At 61.5% G+C, this 22,876-nt stretch carries 15 protein-coding genes and 3 pseudogenes; 12 read left to right on the top strand and 6 right to left on the bottom strand.

Annotated elements, in window-relative coordinates; translation table 11 throughout:
- Positions 1 to 61: 61 nt before the first annotated feature.
- Together kynU and CEC48_RS09955 are read left to right on the top strand one after the other, a co-directional pair.
- On the top strand, positions 62 to 1,312 hold the full coding sequence (gene kynU, locus CEC48_RS09960) for a kynureninase (RefSeq protein WP_088423581.1): 1,251 nt from the start codon (positions 62 to 64) through the stop codon (positions 1,310 to 1,312).
- Positions 1,313 to 1,476: 164 nt separating this feature from the next.
- Positions 1,477 to 2,883, top strand: coding sequence for an amino acid permease (locus CEC48_RS09955; RefSeq protein WP_088423580.1), 1,407 nt, complete (start codon positions 1,477 to 1,479; stop codon positions 2,881 to 2,883).
- On the opposite strand, the gene CEC48_RS09950 is transcribed toward CEC48_RS09955, so the two are convergent.
- Complete coding sequence (locus tag CEC48_RS09950) at positions 2,829 to 3,725, bottom strand: LysR substrate-binding domain-containing protein (RefSeq protein WP_088423579.1); 897 nt, start codon at positions 3,723 to 3,725, stop codon at positions 2,829 to 2,831. The genes CEC48_RS09955 and CEC48_RS09950 overlap by 55 nt on opposite strands.
- Before the next feature lie 190 nt (positions 3,726 to 3,915).
- On the opposite strand from CEC48_RS09950, the gene CEC48_RS09945 reads away from it, so the two are divergent.
- The 5 genes from CEC48_RS09945 to CEC48_RS09925 all read left to right on the top strand — a co-directional run bounded on the left by CEC48_RS09945 (position 3,916) and on the right by CEC48_RS09925 (position 8,975).
- The gene (locus CEC48_RS09945; protein ID WP_088423578.1) at positions 3,916 to 4,680 is read left to right on the top strand and encodes a sulfite exporter TauE/SafE family protein; all 765 of its coding nucleotides are present in this window, start codon (positions 3,916 to 3,918) and stop codon (positions 4,678 to 4,680) included.
- Positions 4,681 to 4,796: 116 nt separating this feature from the next.
- Positions 4,797 to 5,387, top strand: coding sequence for an NAD(P)H-dependent oxidoreductase (locus CEC48_RS09940; RefSeq protein ID WP_088423577.1), 591 nt, complete (start codon positions 4,797 to 4,799; stop codon positions 5,385 to 5,387).
- 41 nt (positions 5,388 to 5,428) lie between these two features.
- Positions 5,429 to 6,325, top strand: coding sequence for a LysR family transcriptional regulator (locus CEC48_RS09935; protein ID WP_003212293.1), 897 nt, complete (start codon positions 5,429 to 5,431; stop codon positions 6,323 to 6,325).
- Between the two features lie 104 nt (positions 6,326 to 6,429).
- Entirely contained in the window at positions 6,430 to 7,323 is an 894-nt protein-coding gene (locus CEC48_RS09930) for an NAD-dependent epimerase/dehydratase family protein (protein ID WP_088423576.1), read from the top strand.
- Positions 7,324 to 7,529: 206 nt separating this feature from the next.
- Entirely contained in the window at positions 7,530 to 8,975 is a 1,446-nt protein-coding gene (locus tag CEC48_RS09925) for a SulP family inorganic anion transporter (protein ID WP_088423575.1), read from the top strand.
- A gap of 11 nt (positions 8,976 to 8,986) precedes the next feature.
- Here CEC48_RS09925 and CEC48_RS31810 read toward each other — a convergent pair.
- Positions 8,987 to 9,112 (bottom strand): annotated as a pseudogene (locus CEC48_RS31810) (outer membrane lipoprotein carrier protein LolA); the annotation flags it as partial.
- The gene (locus tag CEC48_RS09915; RefSeq protein ID WP_088423574.1) at positions 9,109 to 9,501 is read right to left on the bottom strand and encodes a lysozyme inhibitor LprI family protein; all 393 of its coding nucleotides are present in this window, start codon (positions 9,499 to 9,501) and stop codon (positions 9,109 to 9,111) included. The pseudogene CEC48_RS31810 and the gene CEC48_RS09915, both read right to left, overlap by 4 nt.
- A 192-nt stretch (positions 9,502 to 9,693) precedes the next feature.
- On the opposite strand from CEC48_RS09915, the gene CEC48_RS09910 reads away from it, so the two are divergent.
- The 4 genes from CEC48_RS09910 to CEC48_RS09895 are packed head-to-tail and all read left to right on the top strand — an operon-like array spanning position 9,694 to position 13,820.
- Complete coding sequence (locus CEC48_RS09910) at positions 9,694 to 11,097, top strand: gluconate:H+ symporter (protein WP_088423573.1); 1,404 nt, start codon at positions 9,694 to 9,696, stop codon at positions 11,095 to 11,097.
- An 11-nt stretch (positions 11,098 to 11,108) separates the two neighbouring features.
- A complete protein-coding gene (locus tag CEC48_RS09905; protein WP_088423572.1) occupies positions 11,109 to 11,969 on the top strand; it encodes a MurR/RpiR family transcriptional regulator in 861 nt (286 codons plus the stop codon).
- Position 11,970: 1 nt separating this feature from the next.
- Positions 11,971 to 13,434, top strand: coding sequence for an amidohydrolase family protein (locus tag CEC48_RS09900; protein WP_088423571.1), 1,464 nt, complete (start codon positions 11,971 to 11,973; stop codon positions 13,432 to 13,434).
- 29 nt (positions 13,435 to 13,463) lie between these two features.
- Positions 13,464 to 13,820: a glyoxalase superfamily protein gene (locus CEC48_RS09895; protein ID WP_088423570.1), complete on the top strand. Its 357-nt coding sequence runs from the start codon at positions 13,464 to 13,466 to the stop codon at positions 13,818 to 13,820.
- A gap of 661 nt (positions 13,821 to 14,481) precedes the next feature.
- Here CEC48_RS09895 and CEC48_RS32150 read toward each other — a convergent pair.
- The 3 genes and pseudogenes from CEC48_RS32150 to CEC48_RS09885 all read right to left on the bottom strand — a co-directional run.
- Positions 14,482 to 15,078 (bottom strand): annotated as a pseudogene (locus CEC48_RS32150) (methyl-accepting chemotaxis protein); the annotation flags it as partial.
- 258 nt (positions 15,079 to 15,336) lie between these two features.
- A pseudogene (locus tag CEC48_RS32145) lies at positions 15,337 to 16,368 on the bottom strand (methyl-accepting chemotaxis protein); the annotation flags it as partial.
- A gap of 226 nt (positions 16,369 to 16,594) precedes the next feature.
- Positions 16,595 to 22,291 (bottom strand): membrane-targeted effector domain-containing toxin, encoded by a 5,697-nt coding sequence (locus tag CEC48_RS09885; protein WP_088423568.1) that lies wholly within the window; start codon positions 22,289 to 22,291, stop codon positions 16,595 to 16,597.
- 226 nt (positions 22,292 to 22,517) lie between these two features.
- On the opposite strand from CEC48_RS09885, the gene CEC48_RS09880 reads away from it, so the two are divergent.
- Positions 22,518 to 22,853: a hypothetical protein gene (locus CEC48_RS09880; RefSeq protein WP_088423567.1), complete on the top strand. Its 336-nt coding sequence runs from the start codon at positions 22,518 to 22,520 to the stop codon at positions 22,851 to 22,853.
- Positions 22,854 to 22,876: the final 23 nt, after the last annotated feature.

Here is a 22,876-nt window from a genome sequence, read left to right as displayed (position 1 = left end):
AAAATTCTCTAAAGCTTCGTTCATTATTTGGCTCATCGTTACTACAAGAACAGGACTGACCATGACCACCCGCACCCATTGCCTGACCCTCGACGCCCAGGATCCGCTGGCGCCACTGCGCAACCAATTCGCCTTGCCTGCCGGGGTCATCTACCTAGACGGCAACTCCCTGGGTGCGCGCCCGGTGGCGGCACTGGCGCGGGCGCAAACGGTGATCGCCGAGGAGTGGGGCAATGGCCTGATTCGCAGCTGGAACAGCGCCGGCTGGGCCGACCTGTCCCAGCGCCTGGGCAATCGCCTGGCGCCGCTGATCGGTGCCCGCGACGGTGAAGTGGTGATCACCGATACGACGTCCATCAACCTGTTCAAAGTGCTCAGCGCCGCGTTGACCGTGCAGCGCGAGCGGGCGCCAAGCCGCAAGGTGATCGTCAGCGAAGCGAGCAATTTCCCTACCGACCTGTACATCGCCGAAGGCCTTACCGAACTGCTGCAACAGGGCTATTCCCTGCGCCTGGTCAACAGCCCGGACGAACTGCCCCACGCCATCGACCAGGACACCGCCGTGGTGATGCTCACCCACGTCAACTACAAGACCGGCTACATGTACGACATGCAGGCCCAGACCGCGTTGAGCCATGAGTGTGGCGCGCTGGCGATCTGGGACCTGGCGCATTCGGCGGGCGCGGTGCCGATCGACCTGCATCAGGCCGCTGTCGATTACGCGATCGGCTGCACCTACAAATACCTCAACGGTGGGCCGGGCTCCCAGGCGTTTGTATGGGTCAACCCGGCGCTGGTGGATGTGGTCACGCAGCCGCTCTCCGGTTGGTTCGGGCATACCCGGCAGTTCGCCATGGAATCGCGCTATGCGCCAAGCCAGGGCATCGCCCGTTACCTGTGCGGTACCCAGCCGATTACCTCGTTGGCGATGGTGGAATGTGGCCTGGATATTTTTGCCCAGACCGACATGACCAGCCTGCGCAGCAAATCCCTGGCGTTGACCGACCTGTTTATCGAGCGGGTGGAGTCCCGCTGCGCCGCCCACGAATTAACCCTGATCACCCCGCGTGAACATGCCCGGCGTGGCAGCCACGTCAGCTTCGAACACCCGCAAGGTTATGCGGTTATCCAGGCCCTGATCGCCCGTGGCGTGATTGGTGATTATCGCGAGCCGCGCATCATGCGTTTCGGGTTTACCCCGCTGTACACCAGCTTTGCTGAGGTCTGGGATGCAGTGGAAATCCTCGGCGAGATTCTCGACAACGCCACCTGGGACCAGCCGCAATTCAAAGTTCGCCACAGCGTTACCTGAGTAAACGCAGAGCAAAAATGTGGGAGCGGGCTTGCTCGCGAAGGCGGTCTATCAGCCACTGATGTAATGACTGGCACACCGCTTTCGCGAGCAAGCCCGCTCCCACAGTGGAAAGTGTTTTAACCAGAAATCAGTGCAATCACAATAATAAAGGGGCACGCCACGTGACCACGCCAAACCAAGGCTTTGCCGAAATAACCAATCGCGAGTTGGGCCTCAGGCGCCAGCTCACTTCCGGCCAGATGAGCATGATCGCCATCGGTGGCGCCATCGGCACCGGGCTGTTCATGGGCAGCGCCTACGCCATCGGCTATGCCGGGCCCAGCGTGCTGGTCAGCTATGCCATCGGCGCGCTGATCACCCTGCTGTTGATGGGCTGCCTGGCGGAGATGACTGTCGCGCATTCCACCTCGGGCTCGTTCGGCGCGTATGCCGAGTTTTACGTCAGCCCGCTGGCCGGTTTCCTGGTGCGCTATGCGTACTGGGCGGCGATTGTGCTGGCGGTGGGCGCCGAGGTCACGGCGGTGGCGATGTACATGAAGTACTGGTTTGCCAACGTGCCGGAGTGGGTGTGGATCGTCTCGTTTTCCAGCGTGTTGATTGTGCTTAACGCCATCAGCGTCAAGACCTTCGGCAACTTCGAATACTGGTTCTCCACGATCAAGATCAGCGCCATTGTCGGCTTCATCATCCTCGCGGTGTATGTGGTGTTCGGCTCCGGCAACCCGGATTACGGCGTGCAGAATTACACCGCTCACGGCGGCTTTTTCCCGAATGGGTTGAGCGGCATGTGGATCGCGGTGATCGTCTCGATCTTCAGCTACCTGAGCGTGGAGATGATCGCGGTGGCCGCCGGTGAAGCCGCCGACCCGGAGCAGGCGGTAAAAAAAGCCTTCCGCGCGACCATCGTGCGGCTGGTGGTGTTCTACCTGCTGACCCTGGCGCTGATGCTCGCCATCGTGCCGTGGAACCAGGCCGGGCATGCCCAGAGCCCGTTCGTCACGGTGATGCAGACCATCGGCATTCCTGGCGCCACTGGGGTGATGAACTTTGTGATCCTGATCGCCGCCTTGTCGGCGATGAACAGCCAGCTCTACATCACCACCCGCATGATGTTCAGCCTGTCCCGCGCCGGCTTTGCGCCCAAGTCCATGGGTGCCTTGAGCAAGAGCGGCATCCCGTTGAACGCCTTGCTGCTGTCCAGCTCGGGCATCGCCCTGGCGACGTTGCTGAACGTGGTGTACCCGGAAAGCTCGTTCACCTTGATGATGGCGATCTCGATGTTTGGCGCGATCTTCACCTGGTTCATGATCTTCCTCACGCACCTGTTTTTCCGCCGCTACCGCAAGCGTCACGGCGGGGCAAAGCTGTCGTTCCAGCTGGCGCTGTTTCCCTACAGCACGCTGCTGGGCCTGGTGCTGATGGGCGCGGTGATGATCACCACGTTCTTCACCGACGCGTTCAAGATGACGCTGGTGTTCGGGGTGCCGTTCCTGCTGATTCTGTCGCTGGTGTACTACGTGTTTTTCCGCAAGGGCGCAGCCAAGGCGTCGAATAACGCCTTGGCATAACCCGGCAATTGTTCGAACTCGCGCGCGCATAACAGCAGTGTGCGACAGGCCCAATCCTCGGTCAGGGGTTGGGCCTTGAAGCGCCGCTCCAACGGCCAGCGTTCCAGCGCGGCCAGGGGCACAATCCCCAGCCCGGCGCCCCGGGCGACCATGCGAATCAACCCATCAAAACCGTCCGCGCGAATTCGCGTCTGCAAGCGAAAGCCTGCGTGCAGCGCCTGTTCTTCCAGGTACACCGCCAACGCGCTGTCGGCGGCCAGGCCCACGTAGTCGTGCTGCAAGCTGTCGATAAAACTCACGGCGCGCCCGGCCAATGGGTGATCCAGCGGCATGATCAGCACCAGCGGGTCGTCGCGAAAGGGCAGGGTTTGCAGGCCGTGGGTGTCCACGGCATCGGAAATAATCCCCAGGTCCGCCGCGCCCTGGCGCAAGGCGTGGATGATGCGCAGGCTCGGCAGTTCCTGCAGGTCGATGTCGAGGTTGGGGTGCTCGCGCAGAAAATCCGCCAGCAGTTCCGGCAGGTATTCGCTCAGGGCAGTGGTGTTGCACAGCAGGCGCACCTGGCCTTTGACGCCGTTGGCGTATTCGGCGAGGTCTTGCTGCAGGTGCTCGGCTTGCTGCAGCAATAGGCGGGCGTGACGGGCCAGGGCTTTGCCCGCTGCTGTCGGGGTTACGCCACGGCGGCCACGTTCCAGGAACTCGATGCCCAGCGAGGCTTCCATCGCCCGAATCCGTGCACTGGCCGCGGCCAGGGACAAATGGCTGCGGCGGGCGCCGGCGGTGATATTGCCGGTGTCGAGGATGTGCAGGTACAGGCGCAGGTCGATCAGGTCAAAGTGCATGGGCTGGGGGTCTCAGTGTCTGGAAGGGCCTCTTCGCGAGCAAGCCCGCTCCCACATTTTGAATGGGTTCACAGATCGAAATGTGGGAGCGGGCTTGCTCGCGAAGAGGCCATCTGCCTCAAACAAAACAAGAGGCAATCTCAGTATATGGCGAATTTCAAAACCCACGCCAAACCCGCAAAATCAGCCCATGAATACTTTTCTCGCGTTCTACCAAAACCTCGGGCCGGCCCTGACATTGCTGGTGATCGGTACCTTCTTGCTGGCCGGTACAGTCAAGGGCGTGATCGGTCTTGGCCTGCCCACCGTCGCCATGGGCATGCTCGGCCTGGCTATGCTGCCGGCGCAGGCTGCGGTGCTGCTGATCATTCCGTCCACCGTCACCAACCTCTGGCAACTGGCGTTTGGCGGCCATTTGAGTGCCTTGATCAAACGCCTGTGGCCGATGCTGCTGCTGATTTTCCTCGGCACCGGCCTGGGCTCGTTGTGGCTGGGCATGGACGGCGGGCATTGGGTGGTGCGGGCGTTGGGCGGGGCGTTGCTGGTGTATGCCTTGAGCGGTTTGTTGCTGCCGACCTTCAAGGTCAGCCAGGCCAACGAGCGCTGGCTGGGCCCGTTATGCGGCGTGCTGACCGGGGTCATCACCTCGGCCACCGGGGTGTTCGTGATCCCGGCGGTGCCGTATCTGCAAGCGTTGGGCTTGAACCGCGATCAACTGGTCCAGGCGTTGGGGCTGTCGTTCACCGTGTCGACTCTGGCACTGGCGGCCGGACTGTTCTGGCGCGGCAGCCTGGGCGGTGGCGAATTGAACGCCTCGTTGCTGGCGCTGGTACCAGCGCTGCTCGGGATGTGGCTGGGCCAGGCCCTGCGCCAGCGCATCAGTGCGGTGCTGTTCAAGCGCGTGTTTTTTATCGGCATGGCTGCGTTGGGTGGTCATCTGCTGATCAGCGGTTAAGAATCAAATGATGATTCGTGCTTTTTGGTTAAATGTATTTTGCCTCGTCGACGCTTATTCCAAAGCGCTGGCCTCGTTACTGTGCCTTCAGACATTTTTACTCTTTAGGTACACCCATGAAGAAAGTTCTCTTGCTCAACGGCGGTAAAAAATTCGCCCATTCCGAAGGACGCTACAACAGCACCTTGCATGAGGCCGCACTGGCCGTGCTCGACCGTGGCGGCATCGACGTCAAGGAAACCCACATCGATGCCGGCTACGACGTGGCCGAAGAAGTCGCCAAATTCCTCTGGGCCGACGTGATCATCTACCAGATGCCCGGCTGGTGGATGGGCGCCCCGTGGATCGTCAAGAAGTACATCGACGAAGTCTTCACCGAAGGCCACGGCAGCCTGTACGCCAGCGACGGCCGCACCCGCTCCGATGCCTCGCAAAAGTACGGCAGCGGCGGCCTGATCCAGGGCAAGCAATACATGCTGTCCCTGACCTGGAACGCACCGCTGCAAGCCTTCGACGACCCTGCCGACTTCTTCGAAGCCAAGGGCGTGGACGCGGTGTATTTTCCGTTCCACAAGGCCAACGAGTTCCTCGGCATGACCGGCCTGCCGACCTTCCTGTGCGTGGACGTGATGAAGCGCCCGGCCATCGAAGCCGACGTGGTGCGTTATGAGCAGCATCTGGCACAGGTGTTTAACCTGAGTCGGTAATGCGGCTAGTATCCGTGCAGCCGCTATAAAGAGGATTCACGTTGAAAGCCCGATCCGATGAGCTACAGATCTTTGTCTGCGTGATTGAATGCGGGTCGATTTCCGCCGCCGCCGAACAGGTCGGGCAGACGCCGTCGGCGGTCAGCCGCACCTTGTCGCGGCTGGAAGCCAAGCTCGACACCACGCTGATCAACCGCACCACACGGCGCATGGACCTGACCGAAGAGGGCAAGTATTTCTTCGAGCGGGCCAAGGTGATCCTCGAGCAAATGGACGACCTGGAAGAGCGCCTGTCGTCGCGCCAGCAAACCCCGTCGGGGCGCTTGCGGATCAACGCGGCGTCGCCGTTCATGCTGCATGCGATCGTGCCGTACATCGCCGAGTTTCGTGGTTTGTACCCGGACATCCAGCTGGAGCTGAACAGCAACGACCTGATCATCGACCTGCTGGAGCAGAGCACCGACATCGCGATCCGCATCGGTGCCCTGGCCGACTCGACCCTGCACGCCCGCTCACTGGGTTGCAGCCCGCTGCATATCCTCGCCAGCCCGGCTTACCTGGAACAGCACGGCACGCCGACAACGGTTGCTGAACTGGCCGAACACACGTTGCTTGGCTTCACCCAGACCGAAACGCTCAACCACTGGCCACTGCGCCATGTGCACGGCGATCGCTGGCAGATCCAGCCGGGCGTCGCCGCCTCCAGCGGTGAAACCTTGCGCCAGTTGGCGCTGGAAGGGCAGGGCATCACCTGTTTGTCGGATTTCATGACCGCCCAGGACATCAAGACCGGGCGCCTGATACCGGTGCTGGCGGAATTCAACAGCGGTTATCGCCAGCCGATCAACGCCGTGTACTACCGCAACTCGCAATTGGCCTTGCGCATCCAGTGCTTCCTGGACTTTATCCAGGGCAAGCTGGCCAGCTACGCCAGCTGATTCGTGACCCCTGCGCAAGATTGAATTGGGCAATACGGACTTATTCGGCATGGATAGGTCCGCAATACTGACGCCATCAATTACTCACGCAGGGAGACACCTCCATGAACGTATTCATTACCGGCGCTGCCGGTTTTATCGGCGGCTCCATCGCCACGGGCCTGGTCAAGGCCGGCCATAAAGTCACCGGCCTGGTGCGCAGCACTGAACAGGCCGCGCAAATGACTGCACTGGGCATCACGCCGGTGATTGGCACGTTGGATGACAGTGCGCTGTTGACCGAACAGGCGAAGAAAGCTGACGCGGTGATCAACGCCGCCAGCAGCGACCATCGCGGTGCCGTCGAAACCTTGCTGGCCGCCTTGCGCGGTTCCAACAAGCCGTTCCTGCACACCAGCGGTTCGAGCATCGTGGGCGATGCGTCGGGCGGTAAGTCGAGCGATGTCATCTACTTCGAAGACAACCTGCCGGAGCCGACCGTCGACAAGGCTGCTCGCGTGGCCATCGACAACCTGATTCTCGCTGCCGCCCAAGACGGCGTGAACTCGGCGGTGATCTGCAACACCCTGATCTACGGTCATAGCCTGGGCGTTAAGCGCGACAGTGTGCAATTGCCGCGTTTGCTCAAGCAGGCGCGCAAAAGCGGTGTGGTGCGTCATGTAGGCACCGGTCAGAACATCTGGTCCAACGTGCACATCGAAGACGTGGTTGCGCTGTACCTGCTGGCGCTGGAAAAGAATGTGCCGGGCACTTTCTACTTTGTGGAGAGTGGCGAAGCGGCGTTTGTCGACATGACCACCGCGATTACTGAAGCGCTGAAGCTGGGTAAACCACAGGATTGGCCATTGGCGGATGCCGAGGCCGAGTGGGGTTATGAAATGGCCAACTACGGTTTGGGCTCCAACAGCCGGGTGCGTGGCAAGCATGCCCGGGAACTGCTGGGTTGGGCGCCGAAGCGGACCTCGGTTGTGGAGTGGATTCGCAGCGAGATGGTGTGATGTTCGCTTGAAACCGAGTTGAGGCCTTCGCGAGCAAGCCCGCTCCCACACTAGACCGCACGGTGTCAGAGGCACTCGGTCAAATGTGGGAGCGGGCTTGCTCGCGAAAGGGGCGACTCGGTCCCACTGTCTTACCCAACACTAGCCCCACCTCGCTCATTTCCGTACCATCCCCAGCCTTATCCCCGCAACTCCCCGGTACTTCAATGAACCTCACCCGTCTGCGCGCCGACGCCCTGGCCGGACTCACCACGTCTTTTGCCTTGCTGCCCGAATGCATCGCCTTCGCCCTGGTGGCTCACCTCAACCCGTTGATGGGCCTCTACGGCGCGTTCATCATCTGCACCCTCACCGCGCTGTTCGGCGGCCGGCCCGGCATGGTTTCCGGTGCCGCCGGCTCGATGGCCGTGGTGATCGTCGCGCTGGTGGTGCAACACGGTGTGCAGTACCTGCTGGCCACGGTGTTACTGGGCGGCTTGATCATGGTTGCCTTCGGCCTGTTGCGCCTGGGCAAGCTGGTGCGCATGGTGCCGCACCCGGTGATGCTCGGGTTCGTCAACGGCCTGGCGATCATCATTGCCCTGGCGCAGTTGGAGCACTTCAAGAGCGGCGACACCTGGCTCAGCGGCACGCCGTTGTACGTGATGACCGGTTTGGTCGCAGCAACCATGGCCATTGTCTACCTGCTGCCGCGCCTGACCCGCGCCGTGCCGCCAGCGCTTGTCGCAATCCTCGGCGTGGGCCTGGCGGTGTACCTGCTCGGCCTGCCAACCCGCACCCTGGGCGATATGGCCCACATCGCCGGCGGCCTGCCGACCTTCGCGTTGCCGCAGATTCCCTGGACCCTCGAAACCCTGCACATCATCGCGCCTTACGCGATCCTGATGGCCATGGTCGGCCTGCTGGAAACCCTGCTGACCCTCAACCTCACCGACGAAATCACCGAAACCCGTGGCTACCCCGACCGCGAAAGCGTGGCCCTGGGCACGGCGAATATGGTCTCGGGATTGTTCGGCGGCATGGGCGGCTGCGCGATGATCGGGCAAACCGTGATCAACCTCAGCTCCGGCGGGCGCGGGCGCTTCTCCGGGGTGTTTGCCGGGGTGATGATCCTGTTGTTCATTCTGTTTCTGTCACCGCTGATCGAGCGCATTCCGCTGGCGGCGCTGGTGGGGGTGATGTTTGTGGTGTCCCAGCAAACCTTCGCCTGGGCGTCCTTGCGGGTGATCAACAAGGTGCCGCTCAACGACGTGCTGGTGATCATGGCCGTGACGGTGATTACCGTGTTCACCGACCTGGCGACGGCGGTGCTGTGCGGGATTGTGATTGCGGCGCTGAACTTCGCCTGGCAACAGGCGCGTGAGTTGTACGCCGACGAACACATGGAAGCCGACGGCAGCAAACTCTATCGAGTGCACGGCACGCTGTTCTTCGCCTCGACCACGCCGTTTCTGAACCGGTTCGACCCGGCCAACGACCCGGCCCAGGTGACGCTGGATTGTCGTCACTTGAGCTTTGTCGATTATTCAGCGATTGCCGCATTGATGACCCTGCGCGAGCGCTACGCCAAAGCCGGCAAGCACTTGCGGGTGCTGCACCTGTCCGAACGCTGCCGCAAACTACTCAAGCGCGCCCGGGTACAGCACGACTGACGCAGGGCCCTTGTAGGAGCGAGCTTGCTCGCGAAAAACTCGAGAGCGCCGCGGGGTGTCAGGTGCCCAGCGTCATCGTTAACGTCCTTCGCGAGCAAGCTCGCTCCTACAGAGGCCGGTGAAGCGTCTGAAATCATGGTCCGACCAGGTTTTCCAATTCCTGGGCACGGGTCTGGGTCATGTCCAGCAGGCAGCCGGAGCCGTTGACCTGATCAATGGTGCCGCCGGTTGCCGAGCCGATGAAGCCGCAATTGGCATCGCGAAACTTGATCCACTGGCGCTGCACGTCCTGCAATTGCTGCTTGCGGCTGCCTTCCATCGCCGTCATCGCGGTTTTGTAAGCGGTGTTCAGGCGCGCGTCCTGCACCTTGGTTTCCTTGGTATTGCAATCGACCATGTCGGCGGTGGTGTTGGCGCCGTCCATGCATTTTTTCAGTGCCGGGTTTTCGTCGGCCGATGCCGGCCCGCACAAGGCCAGCAGCAGTGCGCTGGCGGCGAAGGGAGCAAGCAGGTGTTTACGATTCATTCTGGGGTTTCCTGGTCATGAGTCGGTGTGCAGTCTAAGACTCGGCCTGCGCAGTTGAGTTTCCAGCCCCGGCAATCTTCATGTAAGTACGCCCCCGAATTTTCATCCGCTTGCCCTGGGCATACCCCTGCGCGACAACGCTTATCCGTGGGCGAAAATTACTTTCATAAAAATTGAAAATACACCTCGGTAATGATTTATGACTTTCACAACCTATTCGACGTGACCCTTTCCGAGGAGTACCGCATGGCCGCATCACCGGGGTATTGGCTGTTGATCTACGCCGCCATCGCCATCATTGCATTGATCGTATTGATCGCGCGTTACCGGCTCAACCCGTTTATCGTCATCACCCTGGTGTCCATCGGCCTGGCGCTGTTGGCCGGGATGCCGGCGGACACGATCATGGGCTCCTACGAGGCGGGCGTCGGCAAGACGCTGGGGCATATTGCGCTGGTGGTCGCGCTGGGCACCATGCTCGGCAAGATGATGGCCGAGTCCGGCGGTGCCGAGCAGGTGGCACGTACGCTGATCAATCGATTTGGCGAACGCAATGCGCACTGGGCGATGGTGTGTATTGCGTTCCTGGTGGGGCTGCCGCTGTTTTTCGAGGTCGGTTTTGTGTTGCTGGTGCCGATCGCATTTACCGTGGCGCGGCGAGTGGGCGTGTCGATCCTGATGGTCGGTTTGCCGATGGTCGCCGGTTTGTCGGTGGTGCATGCGCTGGTGCCGCCGCATCCGGCGGCGATGATGGCGGTGCTGGCCTATAACGCTTCCGTTGGGCAGACCGTGCTGTATGCGATTTTGGTGGGTATCCCGACGGCGATCATTGCAGGCCCCCTGTACGCCAAGTTCATCGTGCCGCACATCCACCTGCCGGCGGAAAACCCGCTGGAACGCCAGTTCATCGATCGCGAGCCGCGCACCCGTTTGCCGAGTTTCGCGCTGACCATGGGCACCATCCTGTTGCCGGTGGTGCTGATGATGATCGGCGGCTGGGCCAACGTGATTTCCACGCCGGGCACTGCGTTCAACCAGTTCCTGTTGTTTATCGGCAACTCGGTGATCGCGCTGCTGGTGGCGACCCTGGTGAGTTTCTGGACCCTCGGCCTGGCCCAGGGTTTCAACCGCGAATCGATCCTCAAGTTCACCAATGAATGTCTCGCTCCGACTGCGAGCATCACCTTGCTGGTGGGCGCGGGCGGTGGTTTGAACCGGATTTTGGTAGACGCTGGCGTCACCAATGAAATCCTCGGCCTGGCGCACGCCTTCAACCTGTCGCCATTGGTAATGGGCTGGCTGTTCGCCTCGCTGATGCGCATCGCTACCGGCTCGGCGACTGTGGCCATGACCACCGCGTCGGGTGTGGTAGCGCCGGTCGCCATGGGCCTGGGTTATCCGCACCCGGAATTGCTGGTGCTGGCCACCGGCGCGGGCTCGGTAATCTTCTCCCACGTGAATGACGGCGGCTTCTGGCTGATCAAGGAATACTTCAATATGACGGTGATCCAGACCTTCAAGACCTGGACCGTGCTGGAGACCCTGATTTCGGTGGTTGCCTTCGGTCTGACTTATGGTCTGTCCTGCATCCTGTAACCGGAGACCTCATGGACATCCTCTACCAGATCCGCGCCCGCCAGGATTCCTTCAGTGCCGGCGAAGGGCGTATTGCCAAGCTGATGCTCGACGACGTCGGCTTTGCAGCGTCCGCCAGCCTGGAAGAGTTGTCCCAACGGGCCGAGGTCAGCACCGCCACCTTGTCGCGTTTTGCCCGTAGCGTCGGGTGCCGCGACTTGCGTGACCTGCGCCTGCAACTGGCCCAGGCCAGCGGCGTCGGTAGCCGCTTCCTCGACCCGGCCGGGCTGCCCGAGCAGTCGGCGTTTCACCGGCAGATTCTCAGCGATATCGAGGCGACGTTGCGTCGGCATTTGTCCGGTTTCAACCAGGGCAGCTTTGTCGATGCGGTGAGCCTGCTGGGCAATGCGCGGATGATCCACGCGTTCGGTATGGGTGGGCCGTCGAGCCTGTGCAGCGACGAGTTGCAAGTACGCCTGGTGCGCCTGGGCTACTCGATCGCCGCCTGCCATGACCCGGTGATGATGCGCGTGACCGCCGCCACCTTGGGCCCGGAACACGCGCTGATCGTTTGCTCGCTGACCGGCATCACGCCGGAGATGTTGGGCGTGGTGGCACTGGCGCGCAATTACGGCGCAAAAATCATCGCCATCACCCTGCCGGATTCCCCGCTGGCGCAGTTGGCCGACGTGCTGCTGGCGCTGCAACCGGCCGAAACCAGTTTTATCTACAAGCCCACGGCGGCGCGCTACGGAATGCTGTTGGCCATCGACGTGCTCGCCACCGAGCTGGCGTTGGCCATGCCGGACGACAACCAGGAACGCCTGCGACGGATCAAGCTGGCCCTGGACGATTATCGCGGCGGCCCCGACAGCCTGCCGCTTGGAGACTGAGATGAAGTACCACACGCTGATCCGCCAGGCCCTGGTCATTGATGGCCGCAACACCCCCGGCTATATCGCCGATGTGGCGTTGCGCGAGGGCCGTATCGAGAAGATCGGCGACTTGTCCCAAGACAGCGCCGAGCATGAAATCGACGCCACCGGGCGCGTGTTGGCGCCGGGGTTTATCGACGTGCACACCCACGACGACACGGTGGTGATTCGTCACCCGCAGATGCTGCCCAAGCTCAGCCAGGGCGTGACCACGGTGATCGTCGGTAACTGCGGCATCAGCGCCTCGCCGGTCAGCCTGCGGGCCGATCCGCCAGACCCGATGAACCTGTTGGGCAAGCGCGAGGCCTTCGCCTACCCGCGTTTTGCCGATTACCGCGCGGCGGTGGAAAGTGCCCACCCTGCGGTCAACGTGGCGGCGCTGATCGGCCACACGGCGCTGCGCAGCAACCATATGGACGACCTGCACCGCACCGCCACGCCGGATGAAATCGCCGGGATGCGCGTGCAGTTGCAGGAGAGTCTTGCAGACGGCGCCCTGGGTTTGTCTACCGGCCTTGCGTACGCCAGCGCGTTCAACGCCGAGACCGATGAGGTGCTGCAACTGAGCGAAGAACTCACGGCGTTTGGCGCGGTGTACACCACCCATTTGCGCAGCGAATTCGAGCCGGTGCTGGAGGCCATGGACGAGGCTTTTTTGATTGGTCGTCACGCCAAGGCACCGGTGATTATTTCTCACCTCAAGTGCGCGGGCGCCGGTAACTGGGGGCGCAGTCCGCAGTTGTTGGCTTCACTGGAACTTGCGGCGAAGACTCATCCAGTGGGCTGCGATTGCTATCCCTACGCGGCCAGCTCTTCGACCCTGGACCTTAAGCAAGTCACCGATGCGTTTCGTATCACCATCACCTGGTCCACGCCGCATCCGGAAATGGGCGGGCGGGATTTGCAGGACATCGCCGCCGAGTGGGCGGTGCCGCTGATGGACGCGGCCCGTCGCCTGCAACCCGCCGGAGCGGTGTATTACGGGATGGATGAGACCGATGTGCAGCGCATCCTGGCGCATCCATTGTCGATGATTGGCTCGGACGGTTTGCCGGAAGATCCGTTTCCCCATCCGCGCTTGTGGGGCGCGTTTCCACGGGTGCTCGGGCATTTCAGCCGGGACCTCGGGTTGTTCCCGCTGCACACCGCGGTGCACAAGATGACCGGCTTGTCGGCGGCGCGTTTCGGCTTGGCCGAGCGTGGTGAAATTCGCGAAGGGCATTGGGCGGACCTGGTGTTGTTTGATCCGTTGCGGGTGCGGGATGTGGCGGACTTCAAGGAGCCGCAGCGCGCGGCGGAAGGGATTGACGGTGTGTGGGTCAATGGCGTGCTGAGCTACAGCGACGGGCAGGCCAACGGGCAGCGGGCCGGAGGATTCCTGGCACGCAGCGGGGATTTGCGAAAGGGTTTTGTCGCTCTATAGTGGCGGCTCTCAAACACGGAGCAATCGCCATGCACTTAGGAAAAGTCACCCCCATTTTGCGCAGTTTCGACGAGGCCAAGACGCTGGAGTTCTACGTCGATTTCCTGGGGTTCAAGGTCGATTGGCAGCACCGGTTCGAAGACAATTTCCCGTTGTACCTGCAGGTGTCGCTGGGGGATTGCGTGTTGCACTTGTCCGAGCACCATGGCGATTGCTCGCCGGGTGCGGCGGTGCGGATTCAGGCCCAGGGGTTGGAGGCGTACCAGCAGCAGTTGCTGGCCAAGCATTACCGCAACGCCAAACCCGGGATTGAAGACACGCCGTGGGGCAGTCGCGAGATGAGCATCAGCGACCCGTCGGGGAACCGGTTGGTGTTTGTTGAGTAAGTCAGTAGCTGAGGCCGTGCGCATAAATCGCAGGCAATAAAAAACCGCCTTAGTAGGGCGGTTTTTTTGCAAACCCAGTTAGTGGCTGGGGTTGCGCCTCACTGGAAGCATTGACCTGCTAACCGGATACTACTGTCGGTTATGGCATCACGCAAGGCTTGGCGACGGTCGGCATTTTTCGTTTTTGGAGACCTGCGCTATTCAAAGATGACTGCAAAAATTGGCAATAAATTGCCGGAGCCTTACAGGTGATTTGATCTTCCCAGGTCACACCTTCCAGCAGGATGTTGGTTAGTCTCTCCCCCGTTCTGTGTATGTCGTTTGTAGGTGGGCTGGGTACGCGCGCGAATTTATGGACCGAACGCCACGGGCTAGTAATCCGTGCCGGATTCATGCGGGAGGCCCCAAAGCCCGGCCGCCTCACTGGAAGCATTGACCTGCATCCAAAGGCTCACGTGTTCCGGTAAGTGCGCTGGAGGTAGGCCCAACTGATGGAGGGCCGAGTATGTCCAAGTTTGCACGACGTACGTGGGACCTCGTAGTGAACTCCCTGCGTGTTTATCACGTGTGGAAATTCCTGCGGGACAGCTTCGATGACCGTTAAGGTCTGAGAAGTGGGCCGCCCCGGTTTCGACCGGGGCGGCTTTTTTGTGCCTGCGATTTACACCCGGAAATGGCTGACCATCTGCTGCAACTGGCCGCCCAGGCGCGCCAGTTCCACACTCGACTTGGCGGTCTCATCACTGGCCGCTGCCGTCTGCTCCGACACGTCGCGCACATTCACAATGCTGCGGCTGATTTCTTCAGCCACGGCACTCTGCTGTTCGGCGGCGGCGGCAATCTGCTGGTTCATCGACTGGATATTCGACACCGTACGGGTGATGTTTTCCAGTGACACACCGGCCTTGCGCGTCAGTTCGACGCTGCTGTCGGTGAGGCTGCGGCTGTTGTTCATCACGGCGGCCACTTGCTGGGTGCCGTTCTGCAAACCGGCCACCAGGCCTTCGATTTCTTCGGTGGATTTCTGGGTGCGTTGGGCCAGGCCACGCACTTCGTCGGCGACCACGGCAAACCCGCGACCGGCTTCACCGGCACGGGCAGCTTCGATGGCGGCGTTGAGCGCCAACAGGTTGGTCTGCTCGGCCACGGCCTTGATCACGTCCATCACGCTGCCGATCTTGTTGCTCTCTTGTTGCAGGTGCGTCATGGCGTCGGTGGAGCGCGCCACTTCGGCAGCCAAACGTTCGATCTGGGCGATGGCTTCTGCCACCACTTTGTCACCGGCACGGGCTTCGCCGTCGGCGGCCGAGGCAGCTTGGGACGCTTGTTCTGCGTTACGTGCGACTTCCTGCACGGTGGCAGTCATCTCGTGCATGGCGGTGGCCACTTGATCGGTCTCGATCTTCTGGCTGTTGACCCCGGCGCTGGTCTGCTCGGTAACGGCCGACAGCTCTTCGGCGGCGCTGGCGATCTGGGTCACGCCATCGCGGATGCCACTGATCAGTTCACGCAGGGTCGTGCCCATGCGCTGGATGCCCTGTTGCAACACGCCGAGTTCGTCGCGGCGCGTCACCTGGATGTTGTGGCTCAGGTCGCCGGAAGCGATGCGTTCCACCACGGCCAGGGTCTCGCGCAGAGGGCGGGTGATCTGGCGGGTGATGATCACGGCCGCCACGATGCCCACCAGCAACGCCAGCAACGTGCTGATCAGTTGCAGGCTGCGTGCCTGGGCGCTTTCGGCGTCGCGGCGTTGCAGCTGGATGTCGTACAGCTTGTCGCTGATGGTGACGATGTCTGTGCCCTGGGTGGTCATTTCTGCCCGGGCGGAGACGATGTTGGCGTTGGCGGCCTTGTAGTTCTGCACTGCGCTGCGATAGGCACCGAGGGCGGTTTCCAGTGAACTCAGGGCGGTCTGCTGGCTGGCACCGAACACCGCATGCAGGCCTTTCAAACCGTCGATGGCTTTCTCGATCTGCGCGGCAGCACGGGCTTCAGTCTCGGCGTTGACGTTGCCGGTGTAGCCGCGCACTTCGTAGCGGGCCAACTGGAACTGTTCCTTGGCGTTGATCACGGCCTCGAACTGGGCGAAGCGCTCGGGGCTGTCGGACATCTGCCGCACGCTCGAATCCAGGGCGCTGATCTGCGCATTGGCGATGTCAGCCTTGTCGCCCATGACCTGGCGCGCGGCGTTACCGTTGCGGTAGGCCTCACGCATTTTGTTCAAGGACTGCTGGTAGGCGGTGATGATCGCTTTTTGCTCGTTGAGCAGCTTGAGGTTGTCCGGGCTCTTGAAGCTGTCCAGCAGCTTTTGTTGCTGAGACATAAAACTGTCGAGGCTGGTTTGCACGTTTTGCGCCACGGCTTCGTCGCCGTTGGCCAACATATATTGCAGGCGCACGATCCTCAGTTTGGTCAGCGAAGCGTTGAGCTGGGTGATGTCGCTCATCCAGTTGCTGCGGTCGATCAGGCCGCCCAGGCTGGTCCAGCCGGTGAGCGCGAGGATCGAGGTGAGTACCAGTACCAGGCCGAAGCCCAGGCCCAATTTCATGTTGACGCTGATGTTGCCGAACCAACTATTCATCGCATTCCTCCAGGAACAGATTTGCGGGTACATCCGGTTGCTGGAAGTAGCGACCAGCCGATGGGTAGTCAGGACATATCGGCAGCCCTGGCGAGAGCTGAAACGGTTTTTTCGTGTGATCAGGATTTATGAAGTGTGGGCGACGAACGGTGGGCCGCCCCTCCGCGAGCAGAGAGGCGGTGGAAGGGAGCGTTTAGTGGATTTGCCGCATGCCTTTTTTGGTTTCAATAAACTGGATCAGTTGCTCGCGAGTCTTGAAGCGCATCTCATCCAGGCTCCAGCGGTTTACAAAGTGGCCGCCGGTGTCCACACGCAATGGTGTATGCACCAGTGCGCGGTGGCGGTCCCTATGGACGATTTCCATCTCGCCGCTGGAGGTACGCTGGATCAAGTAGTCGCCTGAGTTTTTCAGGCGTTGCTCCAGGTTGCGCGCAGACGCTGGCGCCATGGATAACGGCAGCGGTGCACCCGCGACTTCAACGCTTTTCTTGAAGTCGTAGCGCACCAGTCCCCACTCCTGCTCGGGTGTCAGTGCAGGTACGCTTGGGGACTGCCGCAAGAAGCCGCTGCCAGAACCCGGCGGCACGTCATCCAGCAGCACGCTGATGCCCTTGTTCAGTTCGGCAATCCCCGGCACGCCTCGGTAGATGTTGGCGTGTGTTTCACCCACCAGCGCCACCCATTTGTGCGGGCCGTATTGCAGTTGATCGGCCCGAATGACCTGGGTTGCAAAGTAGCTGAACATTTGGGTTCTGTGGGCGGCCATGCCATCCACGCGCAAGGTTGCGATGCAGTCGAGGGCGCGGATTCGCACCTTATGCTTGACCGCCACCTCGACCAGGCTGGCAAAGCTGTAGGGGCTGCCGCCAGGTACGCCATGGCCGCTGTCCAGGGCGTGCAGATAGGCCCACAACTCATCCGTCAGCACGCCGGTGCCATAGGCAATATCGAGGTCGGCTTGATGCAGTTCGGTAGTGAGTTGTTCGAGGTAGAGCGTCTTGACCTTGGGTTGGCCGGTGAGATGCTCCATATGGTTGCTGAGGAACGCCTTGCTCGACGTCGCACCGTGGGATTCGCCGATGACCAGGCCTTCAGCCGATTCCAACAGACGATCAATCAACAACGCCTCCTCGATGGATTCCTCGATCGCGGGCACCGACACGCGCGACGGCAGCGGTTGGGTGTCGAAAAACAGCCGGGCATCCGCCAGGAGTTTCCGGCGGGTCATGTCAAAGCTCTTTTGCGCCGCCTGACGTGCGCCAGCCAGTTCGGGGTAGGCGGTGTTGAAAATCGTCTCGCGCAGACCCACAGGCAGGGTCATCTCACGCTGATAAAGGCCCAGGTGCATCTCCGGCAAATCAAAATCATCGAAGTGCGTGGCCGGTAGTGGTGGCTCGGAAGTGAGCGGCGGTGGCGACGGCTCAAGGACTTGATCGGAGGTGCGCAGCGACAGCTTCAGGTCGCCCTTGGCAAGGGGGTCGCCGGGGATATTGCCGGCGACGTCGTTGATCACCCGGGTCGGTTGGCCGAAGGCATCGTCGACGCGCAAGGCGATGGTCTTTTGCAGGTCCGCCAGGCCCGGGATGCCGCGGTAGGTGCTCATGCGTTTGTGATCCACCAGGGCGATCCAGCGTTCGCCGGGGGTTTTTTCGAGGTCGGCGTTGATCACCGTGTGCGAGTAATAATTTATCTGTGAGGCGGGGCGCGCGATGGCGGGTCGGGAATCCACCAGGCCCAGGACATTTTCCAGGTCGTAGCAGGTCGAGGCATTCAGCGATTTGACCTCGATGCGATGGGCAATAGCCGCCTCAACCAGCTTCCAGTAACCGTATTGGCCTTCGGGATCTCTGAAGTTGGCGTAGTCGATGGCCTTGAGGTGTTTTTTCGCTTGCTTGGACGGCCCCTTGGCAAACCGCGAGTGCGTTTGCAGGTGATGCACATCGCGCCACAGGTGCTCGATGTAGAGCGTTTTTACGTTGAGCTCCCGCAATAGCGCCATGTTGTCGATCAGCAGCTGTTTGCTGGCGATCGAAAAGTTCGATTCACCGATGACCAGGCTCTGGGCGTCGTCGAGCAGTTGCCGGAACAATTGGCCCAAGTCGATGTTCTCGGCCACGCTCAACGTATCGGCCCGCTTGACCAGCGGCGGCAGGTTGGCAAAAAAGGTGTCGGCATCCCTGGCCAGCTGTTTGGCCTGCTTGAGGTGCCATTCGAGGGCGGGGTGCAACGCTTGGCGCATGCCCCAGACGGTGTTGGCGTTCATGGTCGAGTCTATGTCGGCCGCCAACAAGAACATTTGGGTTCGGTCTTCGGGCAGCAACACGCCGGCAACGTCCTTGCGGAATTTTTCCGGTAGCTCATAGGGCGTCTCCAGTGCTTCATATTTTGGCGCGCCCCCGGCAATACCCGAGCGGACCCACTGGCCCTGGGTGTTTTTATTCACCAGCTTGCCGGTGGACAGCAATTGCTCGCTGGCGGCGTCATAACGAAACAGCAGGAACCGCCCTATTGCATCCGGGGCGGGCTGGGCCCACAGGGCATCACCGCCGAACGCCACCGGTTGCATGCCGCGCAACACGGGCGGCTGCGGCTGCACTTGCTCCACCAGTGCCATCGCTCGTTGCTCCACAGGCAGGCGGGCAATGTGGCGCAGTGGTTTGCTGGCAACCTTGCTGGCGGACAGCAGCACCGGGCGCAGGTCAGTCAATAATGCGCCGCCGGCATTGAGCAGGGCGCCGATGTAGTGACCCAATGCGGCGCCTGTCTCGCCGCGCTGATAGGCGTGCAGGGCCAGCATCGAGTCCTTGAATACCAGCAGGGCGCCCAGCGCCAGGCTTAGCGGCGGAAACGGTGCGGTAAGCACCGCAATGGTCAGTTCGCCGATGAGGGTAACCAGGCCCATGATCATGTCGAGGCGGCCGGTGGTGGTGCTTTTTACTTCGTCGAGCAGGTGCCGCAGGCGTTTATCGTAGAAGTGATAACGCAGGTTCTTCAGCGGCAGCGCGGTACGCGGTACTTCATCAAATACCGGTTTTGAGTACACCCCTTTGAGCTGCGCCGGCAAGTTGGCGACCAAGGCTTTGATTGCTGGCCCGAACGCCAGGCGCTCCAGGCTGGCTACGCGCTTGCAGTAGTAAGTGTCCATGCCGTTGAGGTTTTTCAGGCGTTCGTTGAACTCCCTTTGCGGCCTGAACGCGATCTCGTCCGGTGCGTCCGGGGTATAGAGCAAGGGCAGGTCGCTGGCATGGTGGAACAGGTAGCAACCATCGATCACTTGCCCTTTGATCTGCAAGGGATACAGCCGATAAAGGCTGCGTACCGGTTCGCTGTTGTCGCCCAGGGTGTTGATGGCTTTTTCCAGCCAGGCAAGGTCCGCACGGGTGATATGCCCTTGGAGGCAGCCGCTCAGCGCGTCGGCCTTCATCCGCAGTTGGCTGATCTCCAGCGCCTGGTTGCGGTACCAGGCGTAGTGCGCGGCCTGGGGGTTGAGCAAGGTTTTTTCCACCTCGGCGATATAGCGATCACCGATCCAGGTGCCCTTGATCGAGTTGCTGACTTTTTCTGCCGTCAGCCGGCTCAGGTCGACCCCGGTTGGGCCCTTGAACTCGGCGGTAGTGCTGGCGTCCGGGTTGATGAAACCTGGACTGTTGTCGTAGCCGTTGCGGTAAAGCGTGGTGTAGGACACCCGTTCCCGCGGCGTTAATACGCCGATGCGGTCAGGGTCGACCGCCGGTGTTGGATTGCCCAGCAAGGTATTGAGCGCCGTGTGTGCTGCCCGGTGCAGGTAGCTGTCGAAGTCGGGAAATTGTGGCGGGCTGCCGGGGCTGGCCGCGTAGCTTAGCGCCGCACCGGCAGCGGCTTCCCGCAGGTCGGCAAGCCGCTGCCGATCGGCCGCTGGCGCACGGGCCAGCCAGCTCGGCATGCGGTACTGGTATTCATCGGTTTGCATCGACAGCAAGGTGCTGCTCATTTCCTGCAGGCACGCCTGGTAAGTGGTGGGCGGGCGCAGGGTGATCATCCGGTATTCCTCGCTCGCCGGCTTGAACCCCACGGCGGCCAACATCGCGCTGTACGTGAGGCGCGCGCGGCTGACCAGTTGCCCCAGCAGGTAGGTCTTCATGGTCGAAGGGTGGGACAGCGCCGCTTCCTGGCTCCAGCCGAGGATGTGCGCCTTCAACGCCCGCTCACTGTCGAACCCCATGAACTGTTCGGCCCTCGGTGCTTGCGGGGCGCACAGCAGCAGGCGTTTGACGGCGCCTTTAGCGTCGGTCTGGCGCAACACCCACAAGTCCTTTAGCGGCGCTTCATGCAGCGCCACGCAGCAGGCTTTGATGGTGTCGGAGGGCCCGTCGCGCAGGCTATCGAACAGCTCAAAGTCGTGCGCCGTAATGTGGTTTTGCAGCCGGGCACTGTAGGCCAGCGCTTGCAGGCGGGTGTCGAGCATGTGCTGCATGGCTTGTTCTACCGGTGCCGAGCTGAGGGCTTGTTGTTGCTCGATGGCGAAGTTCTGGCTCGATTGCAAGGTGCCGATCAGGTGCGCGAGGTATTCCGGGGTGATCGCCTTGAAGGCGGGCGGCAGCGGTTGCTGGGCATAGGTCAGTGTGGTGTGGGTTAGGAACGTCGAGCCTGGCTGTTCATCGCCCACATGCAAACCGCGCACGGCCAATTGCAGCAAGGTGGTTTGCTGCGCATAAGAGCCGCCGGACATCAGTGGTCGTTCTGTGTTGATGTGCAGCAGCTCGGGGATCAGCTCCTGAATATCCAGCTCCTGATCCAGGCGTTCGAGCAATTGAATCTGCGCCGTGGCTTCGGGCGACGCGGCAGGGCCAAGGCATGCCAGCAGCGTCTGGCGGGCGTCGTCATAGGTTTGCAGGTGCTCGGCCAGGGTTTGGCGCTGGGCTTCGGGCGCGCTGCGATACCAGTCGGGTGCGGCCTCGCGCAGCAGCTTGTCCAGCACCTGTTGGGCGCGAAGCTCCAGGCGCGCGGTAAGGTCCGGCAGGGTGCAACAGGCCACCCGGTCCAGCTCTGCGCGCATCTGGGCGACGCGGGTGGGTGCCGGGTTGCCATTCAGGCCCAGGGCGAAGTCGATGTCCTGGCGTTGCTTTTCGAGCAGGGCGTTGTAGGTGTGCTCGTTCAGCGGCAGGGAATCAATCGGGCTTGGGATGAGGGGCCAGATGCTCGCCGTGCGCAGGTGCTGGAAGCGGCGTGGCAGGTGTTGCAGCAGTTCCTGGCGCCAGTCGGCACGGCCCATTCGCTCACGCAAGGTAGCGTCCAGCGATGCCAGTGAGGTGAACGCTTCCAGGCCTCGGGAAGGCGTGAACAGCAGCACCTCGCCGGCCTCTGCCGTAAGCGTGGTGATGGGTGTCTGGGCGCTGGTGAGCACAAAGGCCCCGGCGAACTCGAGGGTGTGTTCCCGGTAGCTGAAGGTCAGGGCATGGATGCCCGGACGGATCGCAGGGCCGCTGACGATGTTCATGACTTTTTGCACGTCGGCGGGGCTTAGCAGGCGGTCCTTGACCTTCAATTTGGCCTCGGCCTCCAGCGCCACCTGATGATTTTCCAGCACCCAGTTTTTTCGCACGTGGCCGCTGGTGCGGCGCTCCACTTCAAGGGTTGCCAGGGTGTTGCGCAGCGCCGTGCTGATCCGCTCGCGGTTGGCCAGGCCCTGCGGCCCGCCGAGAATCCAGTTGGCCGGTACCGTGTAGTGAATCTGCGCCTTCTGCAAAACCTGGCGGTTATCCTCGATCAGCGAGGCGTTGAGTGTTTGCATTTCCAGCAGTTCGGCCGGCGTTTTTTCACCACGCTGCGGCCCCGGCGGGAGGGCGTTCAGTGTTTGGCCGATTTGCACCAGGTAAGCGTTGATTTGTTCAGGGGAAAGCGGGGAGGTCATGGACCCATCCTCAGGAATTCAATGAACCCTGAGGGTGCGCAGTTAGGTGGCGTGGCGGGCGGTAGTTAGTTATTTGGCGACGTAACGGTCTGCGGTCGCGACAACTACCGGGCTCAGTTGGCCGATGACCTGGCGCTGTGCTAGCGGTACGCATCTGTAGGAAAAGTCGTTAGAGTATGCGCCGCTTGAGAACTGAATCCCGAGCGTATACCCATGGAGTTTTACCTTGAACCACGTCAGTAAAATCGCTGCTTCCCTGTTATTGGCCCTGGCTGTCAGTGGCTGTACCGGTACCGCGATGAAGACCCAGCAACTGGATTCCAGCCAATACACCGTGATCGGCCACAGTGAAGCAACGGCCACCGGCATGCTGTTGTTCGGTGTCATCCCGATCAAGCAGAACGATCGTTTCGTTCGTGCCCAGACAGCCGCCATCCAGGCCAAGGGCGGCGACGCTCTGATCAACACCCAAATCCAGGAAAACTGGTTCTGGGCCTGGGTCCTGACCGGTTACACCACCAAGGTGTCCGGTGATGTGGTCAAGCTGAAAACCGCTCAGTAACGGCGTGAAGGAGCGCTTGTTCA

The sequence above is a fragment of the Pseudomonas sp. K2I15 genome, assembly GCF_002204795.1.
In the GTDB taxonomy this organism is placed as follows: domain Bacteria; phylum Pseudomonadota; class Gammaproteobacteria; order Pseudomonadales; family Pseudomonadaceae; genus Aquipseudomonas.
The sequence above is the reverse complement of the archived record's forward strand: the minus strand, read 5'-3'. Positions and strand labels throughout refer to the sequence as shown.